Genomic DNA, 15497 nt, shown 5'->3' on the forward strand with positions numbered 1-15497 from the left:
ACAGGGTGCTGCGTTTCAGGGGCGTTACTCCTCAGGGTGTAAGATCACGGTTCAGCCCGCAGCGCCGCCGGAATGCTCTTGATCGACAGGGTGGCATCGCGCCCGGGTTGCCGGGTAATGCGGCGCGTCACATCGTTCAGCAAGCCGCCGATCACCTTGCGCGTTGTCAGTACCTTGACGACCAGACCGGTCTTGCCATCGGTCGCGCTGGAGGCCAGCCACAGCGCTTTGTTCGCCGGGACATCGGCATCATTCGCCCACCAGCGAATCACCGTGCTGAGCGGCTTGAGCTTCTTCTCATAGCCTTCGACGGCTTCCAACTGGCGCAGCATGTCCGTATCGACCAAACCGGGATTGAAGGCGTAAATCCCCACGCCATCCCGCTTGTGTTCCTGGGCCAGCGCCAGCGTGAAGCTGCGGATCCAGATTTTACTCGACGCATAGGCATTTTGGTACTTGACCGGGCCGTCGTCGCCGCGCCCGAGCAAATTGATCAGCTTGCCGGACTTGCGCGGCAGCATGTGTTCGAGCGCCACCATCGAACCGTAGTACGTGCCGAGCACATTGGTATTGATCACCGCCTCAAACCGTTGGACCGGGATGCTGGAGGTCGGGCCATAGGCGTTGGACAGCCCGGCATTATTCACCCAGATGTCGATTTTGCCGAAGGTTTCCACGGCCAAATCCGCCAGCGCTCGCACCTGCATGAGATCGCCCACATCGCACGAACGCCCCGCCGCCTGCGCTCCACTCGCGCGCAGATCGGCGACCACTTGCTCAATCTGGCGGCTGTTGCGCGCCCCAATGACGACCGCCGCACCCTCGCGGGCATATGTCTGCGCAATAGCTAACCCCAAACCGCGGCTCGCGCCGGTGATAACTGCGACTTTGCCTGCTAACTGTCCCATAATCTCCCTGTACATCTCGTACTTGGTATGCACTGTAAAAATGAGCCTGTCTTCATCATACGAGAAGTGTAGCACACCTAAATGTATGGATGACGAACGCTAACCAGATTATAAATATTTACGGCGAATATCGGGAGTTTTAGGGGCACATTTAGCAATCAAGAGAACTGTAGGGACGCCCCATAGGGCGTTCACAGGATTTGAAACGCGCCGCACGCCTCGTTGCGCGGTCGGGGAAGCTGGCCACCGTAGGTCAAAAGCGTCCCTATATGAAACGAATTGAGAGAACAGACCCAGAAATGACGCTGTCGTAGAAATCTAGCTTGCCGACGTACGATAACGTGAAGCAGAATGTGGGCAGCGGACGCAATGAATTGCGTCCGCAAACTGCCAAGTCAGAACCGACCTATTCTCCATGTTCACGGTATTCGGCGCACTTACTGGCTTGCCCCTCCTCTACATGGTTCTGGCAGGTATCGAATTGTCGCTTCCGCAGGTTCACACAAGCAAGCTGGGCGAGTGATGTTGTTTCCCCTTCCTAAATTCGGTCGACAACTTTCAGGCTTAGTCGCCCACCAACCCCGCGGCGATTGCCTCGGGATCGAGCGCTCCGCCCGCGTCAGCGAGCACCTGATATGTGCTTGCCCCCAGCTGCTCGCGCAGCGCCGTGACCAGCCGATCCAGCAGCACTCGATAGACGCGGTCGCCACGCCAGCGCGTGATCAGCAAGCCGCTGATCTGCGCGGCGGTTCGGTCATCGCCTTCCGCGGCGGCGAGATACGCGGCGGCGGTCAGCGGGCGCAGGTGATCGACCTGGAGCGTCTGGGAAGCGCCTAGCGCTTCGCGCAGAGCCGCCCACGCGGTGGGGCGGTCACCCTGCCGCGCGGCAGTGATCGCCAGGCTGGAGGCCGCATAGGTGATCGGCTCGGGCGTTTGCATCTCCCGCGCAGTAACCAGCGCCGCTTCGAACAGCGTCCGCGCCCCCGCGTCGTCACCGCGCAGCTGACGCGTCAGCCCAAGGCCGTGCTGCGCGAACATCTCTTTCCATCGCCACGGCTTGATCTTCCCGATGCGCAGCGCGTCCTCGTAGTAGCGCGCAGCCGTCTCCAATTCGCCGCGGGCGAGCGCGGCATCGCCGAGTTCGGGCAGCGTGCCGATCACGTCGCTGCTGCCCGCCTGCTCACATTCGATCTGCTGCGCGGTTTCGAAGAGGTAACGCGCGGTGTCGTCGTTTCCAGTCTGAAAGGCGACCTGTCCGCGCACGGCGAGGATATTCGGCAGGGCGTAGCGATCATCCATCTGTTTTCGGATCGCGTGATTCTGATCGACGTAGGTCAGCGCCGTGTCATAGTCTTTCTCGTACAGCGCGACCGTGCCGAGCATTTGCAGGCTGATGCCCTCGCCGCGCCGGTAACCCGCCGCGCGGCATTCTTTCAGGCACATCTCGGCGTATTCCCGTGCCAGCGCATAATTGCCCCGCCGCGTCATGATCAGCGCGAGGTTGTTGAGCGCGGTGATCGCCTTCCACAGCCCGCCAATCACCTGAAACAAGTGGATGCTTTCAGTATAGTAGGCGATGCAGTTCTCAAAGTCGCCGCGATACGACGCGAACACGCCGAGCGTGTTGAGGATGCGCGCCTGTTCCTCATACAGATTGAGCGCGCGGGCGGTGGCCAGCCCGATCTCGGCTTTGCGGAGCATCTCGTCATGGCGGCGGAGCATACTCAAGGCCTGCACCTGCCCATCGACGGCGCGCGTCCATGCGGCGCTGTGCGGCGGTGCCTGCTGTTCCAGCGCTTCGAAATGCGCGAGCGCGGCCGTGTACTCCAGATTGAGCAGCATGGCATCGCCGAGCTGCCACGCCAACTCGAAGGCATGCTCACCCGGATCACGGTCGAGCGCGCGCCGCACTAGCGCCTTGATCTTCGTGATCTGCCCGGATGTATCCCGCGTATGTCGAATCGCCGTCATCAGGTGCTCAACTTCGGTGTGCGGATCGCCAGCCATGGCCGCGTAATCGGCGAGCAGTTCGGCGTAGGTCGGCGTGTTGGGGTAGGCCGCTTCGATAGCCTGCGCCAGCCGCCGCGCCCGCGCGGGCAGCACCCCCGGCGCGATGTCTTCGCGCAGGGTTTCGCGCAGTTTGTCGTGCGCGAACTGCCAGCGCCCGTCAATCCAATCCAGCACCGCCGCGTTGACGCATTCCGTCAGCCAGTTGTCCCAATCGCTGACCGCCTGCGTGGCGAACAGCACGCGCGGATCAATCGCGCGTCCGAACAGCGCCGCCAGTTCGAGCGCTTCGCGGCCCCACGCGGGCACGCGGCTCAGGCGCTGGCGAATGACGGTCGTCATGCCGCCCGCCGTGATGCGCGTCGGCAGCGTGTTGTTGAGAATCGCGTTGAGGTTGCCCGCCTGTTCCGCCAGCGCCCGCATCACCTCCACCACGAAGAAGGCATTGCCTTCGGTTTCCCGGTGCAAAAAGTCGACCAGTGCGGGATGTCGCCCCGCCTCCCCGAGCATCGCCGCGCTCAGATTCTCAATCGCCTTGAGGGGCAGGCGCTGCAAGCGGATGGTCTGCGCGCCGGGGAGCAGTTCCGGCAGGGTGAGCGCGTCATCGTCGCGGAAATTGGCGATGATCAGCCAGTTGTGGTCGGTCGCCAGCCGAATCAAGCGCTTGAGCGGGGCTAACGCCGAGAGCGCCCAATGCACATCTTCCAGCAGCAGCACAACGGGCCGGGTTTGCCGCCGGAACAGATCGACGATGGTCAGGTTGAGGCGTTCCTGCAGCGCATCGTCATTGAGGTGCGGCGCATCCGCGACGGGCTGCCCTAACAACGCCTCAATCCCCGGCACAATCGGCTTGAGGATGCTCGCTTCGAGATCGGATACAGGCGTGCTGAGGATCAAACGGCGCAGGGGGTCGCGCCACAGGGCATAGGGCACGCCGTCGCCTTCCAGACCGCCGCCGCGCAGCACCAGCGCCCCTTTGACCAGCGCGCGGATGCGCAGTTCGTCCAGCAGGCGCGACTTGCCCACCCCCGATTCGCCGCCGATCAGCCACGCCGAGCCTTGACCCTGCAGCGCGTGATCCAGCGCCAGTTCCAGTTGATCGAGTTCGGCGTCCCGCCCGACAAACGCCGACGCGCGCAGATAGCTTTCGCGCACTTCGACCTTGGCGGAGGGCAGCGGCATGTGCGCGATCTGCGCGACTTCGCGCAGCGTTTCGTCGGCGCTGGCATAGCGATCCTCGGGGTCCTTCGCCAGCAGCCGTCCGATGATCAGGCCGAGCGCCGGGTCCAGTTCGCTGAGATCGGGCTGGTGGCGCAGAATATCTTGCAGCAGGTCGCGCATCCCGCCGAGGCGATACGGGAAACGTCCCGTGAACATCTCATAGGCGATCACGCCGACGGTGTACAAGTCCGAGGCCTGGGTCGGCGGCTCCCCGGCGATGATCTCCGGCGCGAAATAGGGTGTCGTGCCGGAGAGACGCGCCTCGTCGACCGTGTGCGCCGACAGCGACAGGCCGAAGTCGAGCACGCGCACCTGTCCCCCCGCATCAACCAGCACATTGGCGGGCTTAAGGTCACGATGAATGATGTCACGGCGGTGAATGTAGGCCAGCCCGCTCAACATGTCGAGCAGCAGCCGCAGACGTTCGTTGGGCGGGACGTGTGCCGCCCGCTCGGTGATGGTGTGCGCGCCTTCGAGCAAATCCATGGTGAAGAAGGGCTGTTGTTCCGCGTCGAAGCCGTAGTCGCGCACGCTGATGATGTGCGGGTGGCGCAGCGTCGCCAGAATGCGAAATTCCCGCGCCAGCGCCAGATGCGGCTCTAGCCCGGCATGGCGCGAGTCGAATTGCAGTTGGGAGGGTTGGATGAGCACGCGTTTGAGCGCGACCGCCGATCCGGTGAGGTGGTCAACGGCGCGAAAGACTTCGCCCATGCCGCCCTTGCCGAGCGGTTCCGTGAGTTCATAGCGATCATTCAGGCGTGATACAGATTGCAGCATGTTGGTGGTGGGCTGTGCGATCACAAGGCGACACGCTCAATACTACTGGAAGAGTCGCCTTTTGAGTGTACCTCTGTCTGAAGGATTCATGAATGAGCGAAAAAACAACCTCACCCCCAGCCCTGTTAAAGGTAGGTATTTCGTTGTAGGGACGAGGCGTGCCTCGTCCTGAACGTTCAACCTCATCCCTCAATGAGAACACGCTTTTCGCCCCTCTCCCCGCTTGCGTGGGAGAGGGGCGAGGGGATTTTTGGGTTTACGGGTACGGAATCAACTGCACCTGTTCGGCGTAGCGGAACACGTCGTCCCGGGTGCACTGCGCTGTCCCCGGCTGCGTGACCGTCGCCGTCGCCGCGCCGAAGCCGACGCGCAGACCGTCTTCGATGGGCAGCCCCTTGTCGAGCGCATATGCCAACCCTGCCAGCACCGCATCGCCCGCCCCCGCTGCGTTGACCACCGGCACCGGAATGATCGGAATGTGGTAGGCACGATCCCGCAGCACGACGAGGCCACCCTCTGCGCCGAGCGTAGTCACGGTGATCGTCCCGTACTGCTGGTAAAGCGTGAGCCCCGCCTGATACGCATCGTCGATCAGGATCACCGGGCGACCGATCAAGCCCGAGAGTTCATCCTGATTCGGTTTGATGATCGTCGGGTAGCTGGTCAAACCGGCGCTCAGGTTCGGCTCGGCAGCATCGAAGATCACCGGGATGCCGCGCGCGCGCGCCAGCGCAATGTAATCGACGTAGAAGGCGGGGGTCATCCCCGCGGGCAGCGTGCCGCCCAAAACGACGACCGAAGCGTGCTTGAGAGCGTCGATATATTTAGCACGCAGTTGGGCGAGGTGTTCCTCGATGACGAAGAGGCTGTTGGTGGTGATGGCGGTCTGCCAGCCTTCCTCGCTGATGAGGATCAGGTTGCGCCGCGATTCGCCGCCGACGGGTACATAGTCGATCTGCACGCCCTTGTCGCGCAGAAAGCCCGCCGCGCGGTCGCCATTGGGCCCGGCGCTGAAACCGAGCGCATGACTGGTCACGCCCAGCTCGCCGAGAATCCACGAGGCATCCGACGGTTTCCCGCTGATGCTCTCGACCATCTGCGTCGCGCGGATCGTTTTGCCGCGCGGCAGTTCCTTGACGAACGCGATGTAATCAATGCCCGTGTTCGCCGTGACAGTGACGATCATTTAAACGTCCTTACCAAAGCGCTCGGCGGCGGCGGCCAGTTCGTGCCGCTCCTTGTACAGCATATCGGAGTTGCCGAAAGCGGCGTGCGCCTGCAAAATGCAGTACGCGTTGGTGTCAAAGCGTTCGACCGCGTCAAACGCCGCGTCGAGGTCTTTGCCCATGAGGAAGACACCGTGCCACGGGGCGATCACGCCCGCGCCATGCTTGACGATGCGCTGTTCCTGCCCGCGAATGCCGCCGACCACATTTTCCGCGAGCTGGGGGCTGTGGGCAGGCGCGTACTCGATCACCTGAATTTCACCGAACTTGAGGTTGGCTTCGAGCACGGGGGGCATGGGCTTGGCCAGCGCCGCGAAGACCATCAGGTTGCGCGGGTGCGCGTGCATGACCGCCGTGCCGTACTGTCCGTATTCGCGGTGCAGCGCCAGATGCACCTTGCTCTCGCGGCTCAGCTTGCCGTCGCCTTCCAGAATATTGCCGTCCTTATCGAGCACGAGCACATCTTCCGGCGTGATCTGCCACTGGTGTTTTTGCCCCGCGTACGTCGCGGACATGCACACAAATTCGCCCACGCGCACGCTGATGTTGCCACCGCCCGCATCGGTGAGGTGCCGGTCGAACAGCATGCGACCGAAATAGGCGATCTTTGCGCGCATCGCGTTAACTGCTTCTGAAGCCATGATATCCCCCTGAGTAGAATGACAAAGTGCTCTGATTATACCGCGCTTAACCTTATGTAATCGAATGCGTTGCCGCCCCTACAATAACAGCAATGCATCGAAGCTGTAATAGAGGTTGACGCACATGTATCGTGATCCGGATCGCCGCTTGGCTGTCACACTGCTGGTATTAGGGGTGATCGCGGCGCTCATCCAGACGCACAGCGCGGGGAGCTTCCGCGTGGTCGATTTGTGGCCGCTGCTGTTGTGTGGTCTCGGCGTGGTCATCATGCCGAAAAGGATTTAACCACAGAGAACACGGAGAACACAGAGCCGCAAGCTCAAAAGCAAGCAGGAAAGAGAAGATTCAACGCAAAGACGCGAAGGCGCAAGGACGCAAAGAAAGGGATTGTCGGGATGCCCCATGGCGCGTACAACCGAATGGCGTCAAACGCTGTGTGCTCGTCTCGAAGCTCGTGCTCAATCGCAAACATGATCCGACTACTCGCTGATGAAAACTCACGGGGAAAAACACAGTCCCCTCTCCGCGTGGAGAGGGGACTGCGGGGCTGAGGCGAATTACCGATTCATGTAGCCCTGGAACTGCGTGCACAGCGCCTGATCTGTCGCGGCGTACACATAGAGGATCGTCTCGTTGTTGACCACAAACTGACCCGAACCGCTGCACGGCTGCTGTTCCGCCGCCTGCGCGCTGAAGGCCTGCACGCCGCTCAATGCGCACTGCAGGAAGTTATTGACCACACGGTTCTGGTTGACCAGCGCCAGCGCGCCGACCACCGGGACTTGCCCCTGCAGCACCGAGCTGATATCGGCCTGCGTGTACACGCGCGCGCCGACCGCCCCGACGTTCTGGTAGCACTGAATCATGCTGTCGATTTGCGCGATGAGCGCCGCCGTGACCGGGTTGCCCGTGATCAGCGACGCGCCGCCGCCCACCGCCGTCACCGCATCGACGATGCTGTCGGCATCGGTCGCCACGTAGCCGGGAATGTTCGGCAGGAACTGCTGCACCGCCGAGGGATCGCTGGACGTGTCGCCGGTCGTCGGCACGATCACGCCGCCGCTGCCATTGCTCGAAATCATGGAACACGCGCCCACCAGCACGGCTGCCACCAGCAGCACGAGAGTCGTCACAATTTTACGCACAGTCGTTCGCTCCTTCTTAAGGTCATACGCTTAGTATAGCCCAAGTGCGGGGTGAATGATCCCCCTGTCATCTGGGGGAATGAACGGCGTAACTTGAAGAGGGGAATCGGTCTCCCCTCCCTGAATTCGGGGTGGGGTCGGAATCTGATCTTTACACTTCCGACTGCGCGGGGGCTTCTTTCGCAGAGTCGGTGCGCCAGCTCTCGAACAGAATCAACAGCACGCCAAACACAATCGCATGGTCGGCGAGGTTGCTGACATTCGAGATCACGCCGGGGATGGTGTAGTGAATGAAGTCGATCACCGCGCCGTGATCGATGCGGTCGACCGCATTGCCGAGCGCCCCGCCGCACACCAGACCGGTCGCATAGCGGGTGATGCGTGCGCTCGCCGGAATGCGCGGGTAAAAGGCGATCATCGCGATCACCACGATGATGGCGATGATGAGGAAGATATCGCTGGCATGCGCTAAAAATCCGAAGGCGGCGCCGGTGTTCTCACTCCGGGTGAGCTGGAACACGGGCGCGAGCGCGGGGATCGGCTGTACGCTTTCGCCCAACTGCAACTGCGCGATGATGATCCGCTTCGTCGCTTGATCGACCGCCAGCGTCAGCGCGATCATGACGAAGAGCACCACCCATTTACGCACCATAACGTTTCCCATTCATGTCTCTGTCAATCTGCGTGGCATTGTATCACACGCCGAAGAGGTCCTCTAAGTAAGCGCTCATGCTCTGCTGCCACAGCGCCGGGTCGTTTTCGAACAGGCCAACGTGCTGTGCGGTCGGGAAGAGCACCAGCGTTTTGGGATCACCGGCCGCGGCGTACAGCCGCCGCGCGTTCTCGACATTCAGCAGGGGATCGCGTTCGCCGTGCATGATGAGCAGCGGGCGCGGCGCGATCAGCGTGATCTGATCAATGGGGCGTAAATCCTCGATGTTGGCTTCGGCTTCACGCTCCCCGAAGAACAGGATCAGCGGCGCAAACGGAAACGGCGGCAGTCCGGTGAACGCGCGCACGCCATCAGCGACATTGTCTTCGAAGGTGCTGAAGGTCGATTCGACGATCACCCCACGCACATCTGGCAAAAGCGCCGCCGCGCGGATCACCGCCGCCCCGCCCATCGATTCGCCGTGCAGCAGCACCCGCGCCGGGTCGATTTCCGGTTGGGCGATCAGCCAGTTGTACGCCGCGAGTACGTCGGCGCGTTCCAGATAGCCGAGCGTAGAGAGTTCACCGTCACTTTCGCCGTGGCCGCGTAAATCGAACAGCAGCACGCTATATCCGCGCCGGACATACCACGCGGCGCGCGGCAGCACATTCACGCGATTGGCGGCGTGTCCGTGCACGAGGATCACGGTGGGGGCGGGCTGCGCGGGCGGGACGTACCAACCGCGCAGCGTCAAGCCATCGGCGCTGAACTCAACATTGCGCCATGTGGCGATGCCGAAGTCGGCGGGTGAACTCGTGATCGGCAGATGCGCCGGGCGAACAATCGCCAGCGCAAAACCGCGCGTCACCCATACGGTCGCGCCAACTACCACGATCAGAAGTAGGGCAATGACAAAACCAACCAAGCGGAGGACTTTCGTGCGTGCTGGCATCATGGATCTGCGCTAGCTAAGCGAAACTGCGGGCGGATGATACCCGGTATTGCAAGTTCGTCACACCCTTTATACGGTACATCTGGCAATTGTTGGTTAGAATAGAGTGAGTTTGTCTTCGTCACCACTAGACCCGTGCTGGAATCCTGCTTATGACCTCTGACATCATCGTTAAAATTGACGATCGTGTGCGCTTGATGTCTGCCTTGCTGGCGGCGACGCGCTACCCCGAACTGTCGCAGCAGAAAAAACCGCACGGCACGCACGCTCATGCCCGTGCCACTAAGAAATTCCTCGGCCTGCAAGCCGGGCACGAGGCCGCGACGACGCTGCAAACCATGATCGATCAGCGAGCGCCACTGGAAGCGATCTTCGCGCTGGCGCTGGTGCTGCGACCGCCGCAGTACACGGTCGACAAGCCGCCGCGCTGGATGCCGCCCGGTTGGAACGACAAGGTGCGCGACTTCGAAACGGTCAGTCGGCTGGCTGGCTGGTGGCAGTCCGAGGCGGCAGTCTGGTCGAGCGCGCTCGACCAATCGCAGAAAATGTTTGCGAAGATCAATCTGGAAGCCGTTCCTCAAGCCGTTTGTGGGCGAGATCAAAGAGCGGTTGATTTTTCATGCCCAACATCCTCTACCCGACCGATCAGGAACTCTCGTTCCGGCTGGGCAATGATCTCGTGGCGATCATCCCGCCGCGCCTCGCCTGGGGCGACAGTCCGCCGTGGCCGTTCGATGAAGACCCGGCGCACGTCTACCGCGCGGCGATCCTCGCCTATGGCCGCCTACTCATGAGCGCCTATCTGCGGACGCATCAGGCCAAAGTTGCCGAGATCGCGCAGACCCCGCTCCCCATCAGCGATGCGCTCAAGGCGGCGCATCCCGGCTGGACGGAGCAGTTCACGGCGCTGTTCGTCGCTGGTGCCGTGGCGATTTATCTGGAAGATCATGTGAGCCATGCCGAGGCGAAGTCCTATATTCTTATGGAGAAGAAGGTCAACGGCCTCGACGTGCTGCCCGGCGTGGTCAGCGTGCTGCGGCGCTACCTGACCGAGCGCGAAGCAGGGCGTTACCAGAATTTGCTGGAATTTTTACCGGTGTTCCCGCGTCAACTGCGCGTCGCCCGCCGCATTGTGACGCTCTAAAAAGTAAGTTCTCTAAAGGATCTACGAACGGAGGTAGGGGCACACCTATGAGGGTGTTTAAAAACCCCTCACCCCAACCCCTCTCCCACGCAAGCGGGGAGAGGGGAGGCGTTGCGAGCGGTGTTGGCTCCCCTCCCTGAATTCGGGGAGGGGCCGGGGGCGGGGTCGGAATCTGACCTTTTTCAACACCCTCATGTGTGCGCCCGAAAATGGGCAGACACATAGGTCTGCCCCTACTTTTGAGAATCCACTTAAGCCGTCCGCTGGAAGTTGGGTTCGGGCGACTGTTTCGGTCGCCCTTAATAGACTACATACAATATATATCTTGACAGTTATATAACTAATATGGTATATTATAAACATGGTCACTACTGTCTATGAAGCGCTGGCGGAACCGACGCGCCGCCGCATCCTCGATTTGCTGCGCGACCAGCCCCGGCTGGTCGGTGAACTGGTGACGCTGCTCGACATGAGTCAGCCGGGCGTCTCCAAGCATCTGCGCGTGCTGCGCGAGGTCGGGCTGGTCAGCGTGCGGCAGGATGCCCAGCGCCACTGGTATGAACTGCGCACCGAACCGCTCGAAGAGATTGACGGCTGGCTAGAAACCTATCGCTACCTGTGGAACGAGCGGCTGGATCGCCTCGACCGCTACCTCAACGAACTGCAGGCACGGCCCGACGATCTGCCCGACGCCTAATCTCGACCTGCGCTGCCGCACTTCTCCCGTGCCCGGCGTCCCTACTGGACATGCACCCACCGCTTGGGTAAACTATCACAAACTGTTGAACTTTTCGGAGATGTTGGCATGGCAACCGACTCGCGGACTTGGTTCTACACCACGCCCGACGCCCGTCCTTACTTTATTGAGGAGCGCGTGAATCACACGCTCTGGAAGCATCGTCTCGCAAACATTCACATGCTTTGCACCCATGCCGAGTCCCCCATTCGCATGGAAGGGCGCTGGCAAAACGAAATGCCCGTGGTCTTCGAATGGCAGCCGGGCAAGTACTTCATTCTGCGCACCGGGGCCGAAAGCCGCGAGATCATCGGCGTGATGCGGCAGATTTTGAAGATGCGCCCCGCGCTCACCTATCAAGACACCGACGGCATGTTCGTCGTCGAATGGCACACCGACGGCGGCGAAGCCCGCTGGCGCGAAGTGCAGGGGCAGCCGCAGTACCAGTCACTGCGCCGCCTGCGCCGCGACTAACGAACCTACGTAAGAGTCGATTGCATCGAGCCGTCTGCATTGTAACTGTAGACGGCTTTTTGCTTGGAGTCCCACATCCTCATGTTGAATGTCAAAGTAACCCTTGGCGCTGGCTATGAAACGCTGATTGAGACCCGTGGTTTGACGGCAACCGCCGACGAACCCATCGAAGACGGCGGCACGAACAAGGGCATGACGCCCCGCGAACTCCTGCTGGGGGCGTTAGGCGCGTGCGCGGCCATCACCGCGAAGCTCTATGCGACGCGCAAGGGCTGGCCGCTGGAAGGCGTCGAGATTAATGTGTCGAGCGAACGCTACAAGGCGAGCGAGTACCCCGGCACCTACACGGGCACATCCGCCAATATCAGCGATTTTCGCCAGCTCATCAACTTCAAAGGCGATCTCACCGAAGAGCAGCGCACCCGCCTGCTCGAAATTGCCGGAAAATGCCCCGTACACCGCATTTTGACCGAAGATAACTTCCTTTTCGAAGAACTCGTCACCCAGGCAATCAGCGAAGAGTCCTAACCTCCGCCACCTTTTGTGTTACTATTGACATTATGTCGATAGCGAACCAGAAGGTGGTAGACATGTCTGAAACGACGTACGCGCTTGACCGCGATCTGCGCGAAGCCGAAGCGATGGCCGAGGGGCTGCTCTCATATCTCCAGCAGGATCGCCTGTACGGGTCGGTGGGCAGCGGCGGCCTCTTCGGTGGTGGGAGTATGCCCAGCCTGACGATTGGCGCGCTGCTCATGCGCCTGCGCCGCCTGCAGGCGCTCAGTGACAGCCTGACCGATGCCCAGCGCGAACAGCTCCGCCGCGTGGTTGCCGCGCACGATTCCGTGCGCAAGGAATGGACGCTGCGCTATACGGATCGCCTGCTGCAAGAGGCAACGTCCCGCCTCAAAGCGATGGATGCGTTCTTCGAAGAATGCGAAGATAACCCGCGTACCTGTGCCCGCAACTACATGCCGGAGACACTGCGCCGCAACATTGTGCAGGACATCCACGCCGCGCTCACCGAGCTCGGCGCGGAAAGTGCCGAACTTGACCGCGCGCTGCGTAACGCCGACGGCAAGCTGCGCCGCACCACCGCGCCTGCCGAGTTCGTCTGGTCGAAGGCGCTGCAGCCCGCTTATCCGCAGTCGCCCTACTGGTGGCTGTACGCTCTGCCGCCCACACCGGAAGAGAAGTAGCCAGTCAGCCGCTCTCAGTTTACAGCTAACGAGCCGCTGGTCTCAACTGTAGCGGGTGTCTAAAAAGGATTTCCATTACACCCCTCACCCTGCTTGCTGCGCAAGCCGTCCCTCTCCCACGTAAACGGGGAGAGGGACAAGAACGACTTCACTCCCCTTCTCCCCGCTTGCGTGGGAGAAGGGGTCGGGGGTTGAGGGGCTGATTGGACACCCTCTGTAAACTGATCACTGTGAACTGTCAACTGATAACTCTTATGCGCCTGTTCATTGCCATTGAACTGCCCGATGACCTGAAAGATCGCCTTGCGGGGCTGAAAACCCCGATTCCCGCTGCGAATTGGGTCAAACGCGCCGGCTACCACCTCACGCTGAGTTTCCTCGGCGAGGTGGACTCCGATCGCGTCCCGGCGCTCACGGCGGCTCTGAGCAGCATACAGTCACCGTCGTTCAGCGTGACGCTGCGCGGAGCAGGGCGCTTTCCGCCCAAAGGTGCGGCGCGTGTGCTGTGGATCGGCACGGAGACGCAGCCCGCGCTCATAGCGCTGCACCAGCAGGTCGAACGGGCGCTCGTACCGCTCGGCTTTCCGCCGGAAGATCGCCCGTTCAGCGCGCATATCACGCTGGCGCGGCTGAAAAGCGACGCCCGCCGCGAAGTCGAGGTGTTTCTCGACAAACATCGGGATTGGCGCGCCGATCCCTTCCCCGTGACCGCCTTTCACCTGATCGAGAGCACGCTCACGCCGCAGGGCGCGCACTATCGCATCGAGCACAGTTTCCCGCTCAACGAGGGCGCATCCCCCATCTGACTGTGAACTCGCAAGCCTAAATGAAGGGGCATCGGGGTGCATGCTAGAATGGACTCATAATTCCGTTCGCTTGTGGAGTGCGCCATGCTCGACCAACTCATTCGCCAGCTCGACGATGCCGACCCCGCACGCCGTAAACAAGCGGTGATCGCCCTGGGTAAAAGCCGTGATGCCAGCGCGCTGAAACCGCTCGCCAATGTCTACCGCAGCGACCCCGAGCCGGAAATCCGCGAACTTGCGCGCAAAGCGGGCGTTTACATCAAGCAGCACGCTGAAGTCATCCCCGATGTGCCTGCGACCACGCCGCCCATGCCCAAACCCGCCGCCCCGGTTGGCGAAAGCTACACACAGCGCAAAATGCGCGAAATGGAAGAGGCGAAACGCGCCGCCGAACTCGCGCAGGAACCACGCTTTGAGACGCAGGAAGCGGACACGCGCCGCCCGATTCGCGGTCGCGAATATCAAGTACCGAAAGAGGCGCGCGAGCGTGCCGCGAAAGCCGTCGATGCGGCGCTCAGCTACAACCTGGCCGGCGATGATGCCAAGGCGATGAAAAATCTGACGGAAGCGATCAGCCTCAATCCGAACCTGATCAACGATGCGTATTTCAACAGCATCACCGCAGGCGTCACCGGGCTGGATGGCGATGCGGCGATGGACATGATTCTGGATCGCGGCAAGCGCAAGGAATTCGAGGTGACGGCGAAGAACGTCACCAAGCAGGCGAAGATCGACAAGCACATGGAAGTCGCGACGAAGTCGTCGTGGACGGATGTGATGTGGGAAGGCGTCATCTACACGCTGATCGTGATCATCGGCCCGGTGTTGGCGGGTCTGGTCGCCACGCAGACCGCCATGAACTACTTCAATGCCATCGCTGGCTCCGCGCAGGTCACCATTGAGCCGTCCATCGCGACCGAATTGCAGTCGTCGCTGATGGCGATCACGGCGGCGACGCTCATCCCGGTCGGTATCATCTCCGGGATCATCGGCGTGGGCGGTCTGCTGCTGGAACTGGTACTTGTGCATTTCCTGGCCGTGTCCGTCTTTCGCGGTCACGGCACGATTCAGCACCTGCTGTCGACGCTGCTCGGTTTCGACAATCGCTGGCTGCCCGTGATGTTCCTGATCCAGTATCTGATGACGGCCATCTTCTTCGTTTCCGCCGGGTCGCCGATCACCTACTGTTTCACCATCATCTTGGTCATCCTCACGCTGTATGTGCTGGGCAAAACCTCCGGCAAAATCGGCGAGGCTTATGATTTTGGCGGGATGAAGGGCTGTCTGGCGTATAACCTCAGCAACGTGATCGTGATCGGCGCGATCACCGCGGTGATGTACCTGCTGTTCAACGCGCTCGGCTCGGCGATGGTGCAGTCGCTGTTCCAGCTCAACCCGGAGATGCTTCCTCCACTGCAGTAAAGCCCCGCAACCCCCGACACCTGCTTCCACGCAAGCGGGGAAAGGGGTACCTTGTTGGGCGGAATTGCTAAAGCGTATCCGTCATGGCGTTGGTTGTAGGGGCAAGCGCGCCTTGCCCCTACGAATCCGCTTTAGCCTCCTTCTTTAGCACGTCCGCTGCCACCTCGCCCCATTCGTCTGGTGTAC

General features: G+C 61.4%; 16 protein-coding genes. 8 read left to right on the forward strand and 8 right to left on the reverse strand.

Annotated elements, in window-relative coordinates:
• Positions 1-44: 44 nt before the first annotated feature.
• The 4 genes from IPK17_RS39735 to IPK17_RS39750 form a co-directional block, all read right to left on the reverse strand.
• A complete protein-coding gene (locus IPK17_RS39735) occupies positions 45-908 on the reverse strand; it encodes an SDR family NAD(P)-dependent oxidoreductase (protein ID WP_343423303.1) in 864 nt (287 codons plus the stop codon).
• Positions 909-1472: 564 nt separating this feature from the next.
• Entirely contained in the window at positions 1473-4937 is a 3465-nt protein-coding gene (locus IPK17_RS39740) for a protein kinase domain-containing protein (RefSeq protein WP_343423304.1), read from the reverse strand.
• A gap of 232 nt (positions 4938-5169) precedes the next feature.
• On the reverse strand, positions 5170-6099 hold the full coding sequence (locus tag IPK17_RS39745; RefSeq protein WP_343423305.1) for a 1-phosphofructokinase family hexose kinase: 930 nt from the start codon (positions 6097-6099) through the stop codon (positions 5170-5172).
• Positions 6100-6780 carry a class II aldolase/adducin family protein gene (locus IPK17_RS39750; protein ID WP_343423306.1) on the reverse strand — a complete coding sequence of 227 codons (681 nt, stop codon included), beginning with the start codon at positions 6778-6780 and terminating at the stop codon, positions 6100-6102. It lies immediately after the preceding gene.
• Positions 6781-6904: 124 nt separating this feature from the next.
• Between IPK17_RS39750 and IPK17_RS39755 the strand changes: the two genes are divergently transcribed.
• The gene (locus tag IPK17_RS39755; protein ID WP_343423307.1) at positions 6905-7066 is read left to right on the forward strand and encodes a hypothetical protein; all 162 of its coding nucleotides are present in this window, start codon (positions 6905-6907) and stop codon (positions 7064-7066) included.
• A gap of 272 nt (positions 7067-7338) precedes the next feature.
• Here the strand turns inward: IPK17_RS39755 and IPK17_RS39760 are convergent, their stop codons facing one another.
• The 4 genes from IPK17_RS39760 to IPK17_RS39775 all read right to left on the reverse strand — a co-directional run bounded on the left by IPK17_RS39760 (position 7339) and on the right by IPK17_RS39775 (position 10092).
• Positions 7339-7926: a hypothetical protein gene (locus IPK17_RS39760; protein WP_343423308.1), complete on the reverse strand. Its 588-nt coding sequence runs from the start codon at positions 7924-7926 to the stop codon at positions 7339-7341.
• Positions 7927-8077: 151 nt separating this feature from the next.
• Complete coding sequence (gene lspA / locus IPK17_RS39765) at positions 8078-8578, reverse strand: signal peptidase II (RefSeq protein WP_343423309.1); 501 nt, start codon at positions 8576-8578, stop codon at positions 8078-8080.
• Between the two features lie 43 nt (positions 8579-8621).
• Positions 8622-9533, reverse strand: a complete 912-nt coding sequence (locus tag IPK17_RS39770) for an alpha/beta hydrolase (protein WP_343423310.1) — start codon at positions 9531-9533, stop codon at positions 8622-8624.
• Positions 9534-9876: 343 nt separating this feature from the next.
• Positions 9877-10092, reverse strand: a complete 216-nt coding sequence (locus IPK17_RS39775) for a hypothetical protein (protein WP_343423311.1) — start codon at positions 10090-10092, stop codon at positions 9877-9879.
• 57 nt (positions 10093-10149) lie between these two features.
• On the opposite strand from IPK17_RS39775, the gene IPK17_RS39780 reads away from it, so the two are divergent.
• From IPK17_RS39780 to IPK17_RS39810, 7 genes are all read left to right on the forward strand, one after another.
• Positions 10150-10674 carry a hypothetical protein gene (locus IPK17_RS39780; protein ID WP_343423312.1) on the forward strand — a complete coding sequence of 175 codons (525 nt, stop codon included), beginning with the start codon at positions 10150-10152 and terminating at the stop codon, positions 10672-10674.
• Positions 10675-11035: 361 nt separating this feature from the next.
• Entirely contained in the window at positions 11036-11371 is a 336-nt protein-coding gene (locus tag IPK17_RS39785; protein ID WP_343423313.1) for an ArsR/SmtB family transcription factor, read from the forward strand.
• A gap of 108 nt (positions 11372-11479) precedes the next feature.
• On the forward strand, positions 11480-11884 hold the full coding sequence (locus tag IPK17_RS39790; protein WP_343423314.1) for a hypothetical protein: 405 nt from the start codon (positions 11480-11482) through the stop codon (positions 11882-11884).
• Positions 11885-11965: 81 nt separating this feature from the next.
• Positions 11966-12412 (forward strand): OsmC family protein, encoded by a 447-nt coding sequence (locus IPK17_RS39795; protein WP_343423315.1) that lies wholly within the window; start codon positions 11966-11968, stop codon positions 12410-12412.
• Positions 12413-12474: 62 nt separating this feature from the next.
• Positions 12475-13083, forward strand: coding sequence for a hypothetical protein (locus IPK17_RS39800; protein WP_343423316.1), 609 nt, complete (start codon positions 12475-12477; stop codon positions 13081-13083).
• Positions 13084-13337: 254 nt separating this feature from the next.
• A complete protein-coding gene (thpR, locus tag IPK17_RS39805; protein WP_343423317.1) occupies positions 13338-13889 on the forward strand; it encodes an RNA 2',3'-cyclic phosphodiesterase in 552 nt (183 codons plus the stop codon).
• 84 nt (positions 13890-13973) lie between these two features.
• Positions 13974-15311: a HEAT repeat domain-containing protein gene (locus tag IPK17_RS39810; protein WP_343423318.1), complete on the forward strand. Its 1338-nt coding sequence runs from the start codon at positions 13974-13976 to the stop codon at positions 15309-15311.
• Positions 15312-15497 lie beyond the last annotated feature (186 nt).

It is taken from the genome of Candidatus Flexifilum breve (genome assembly GCF_016713355.1).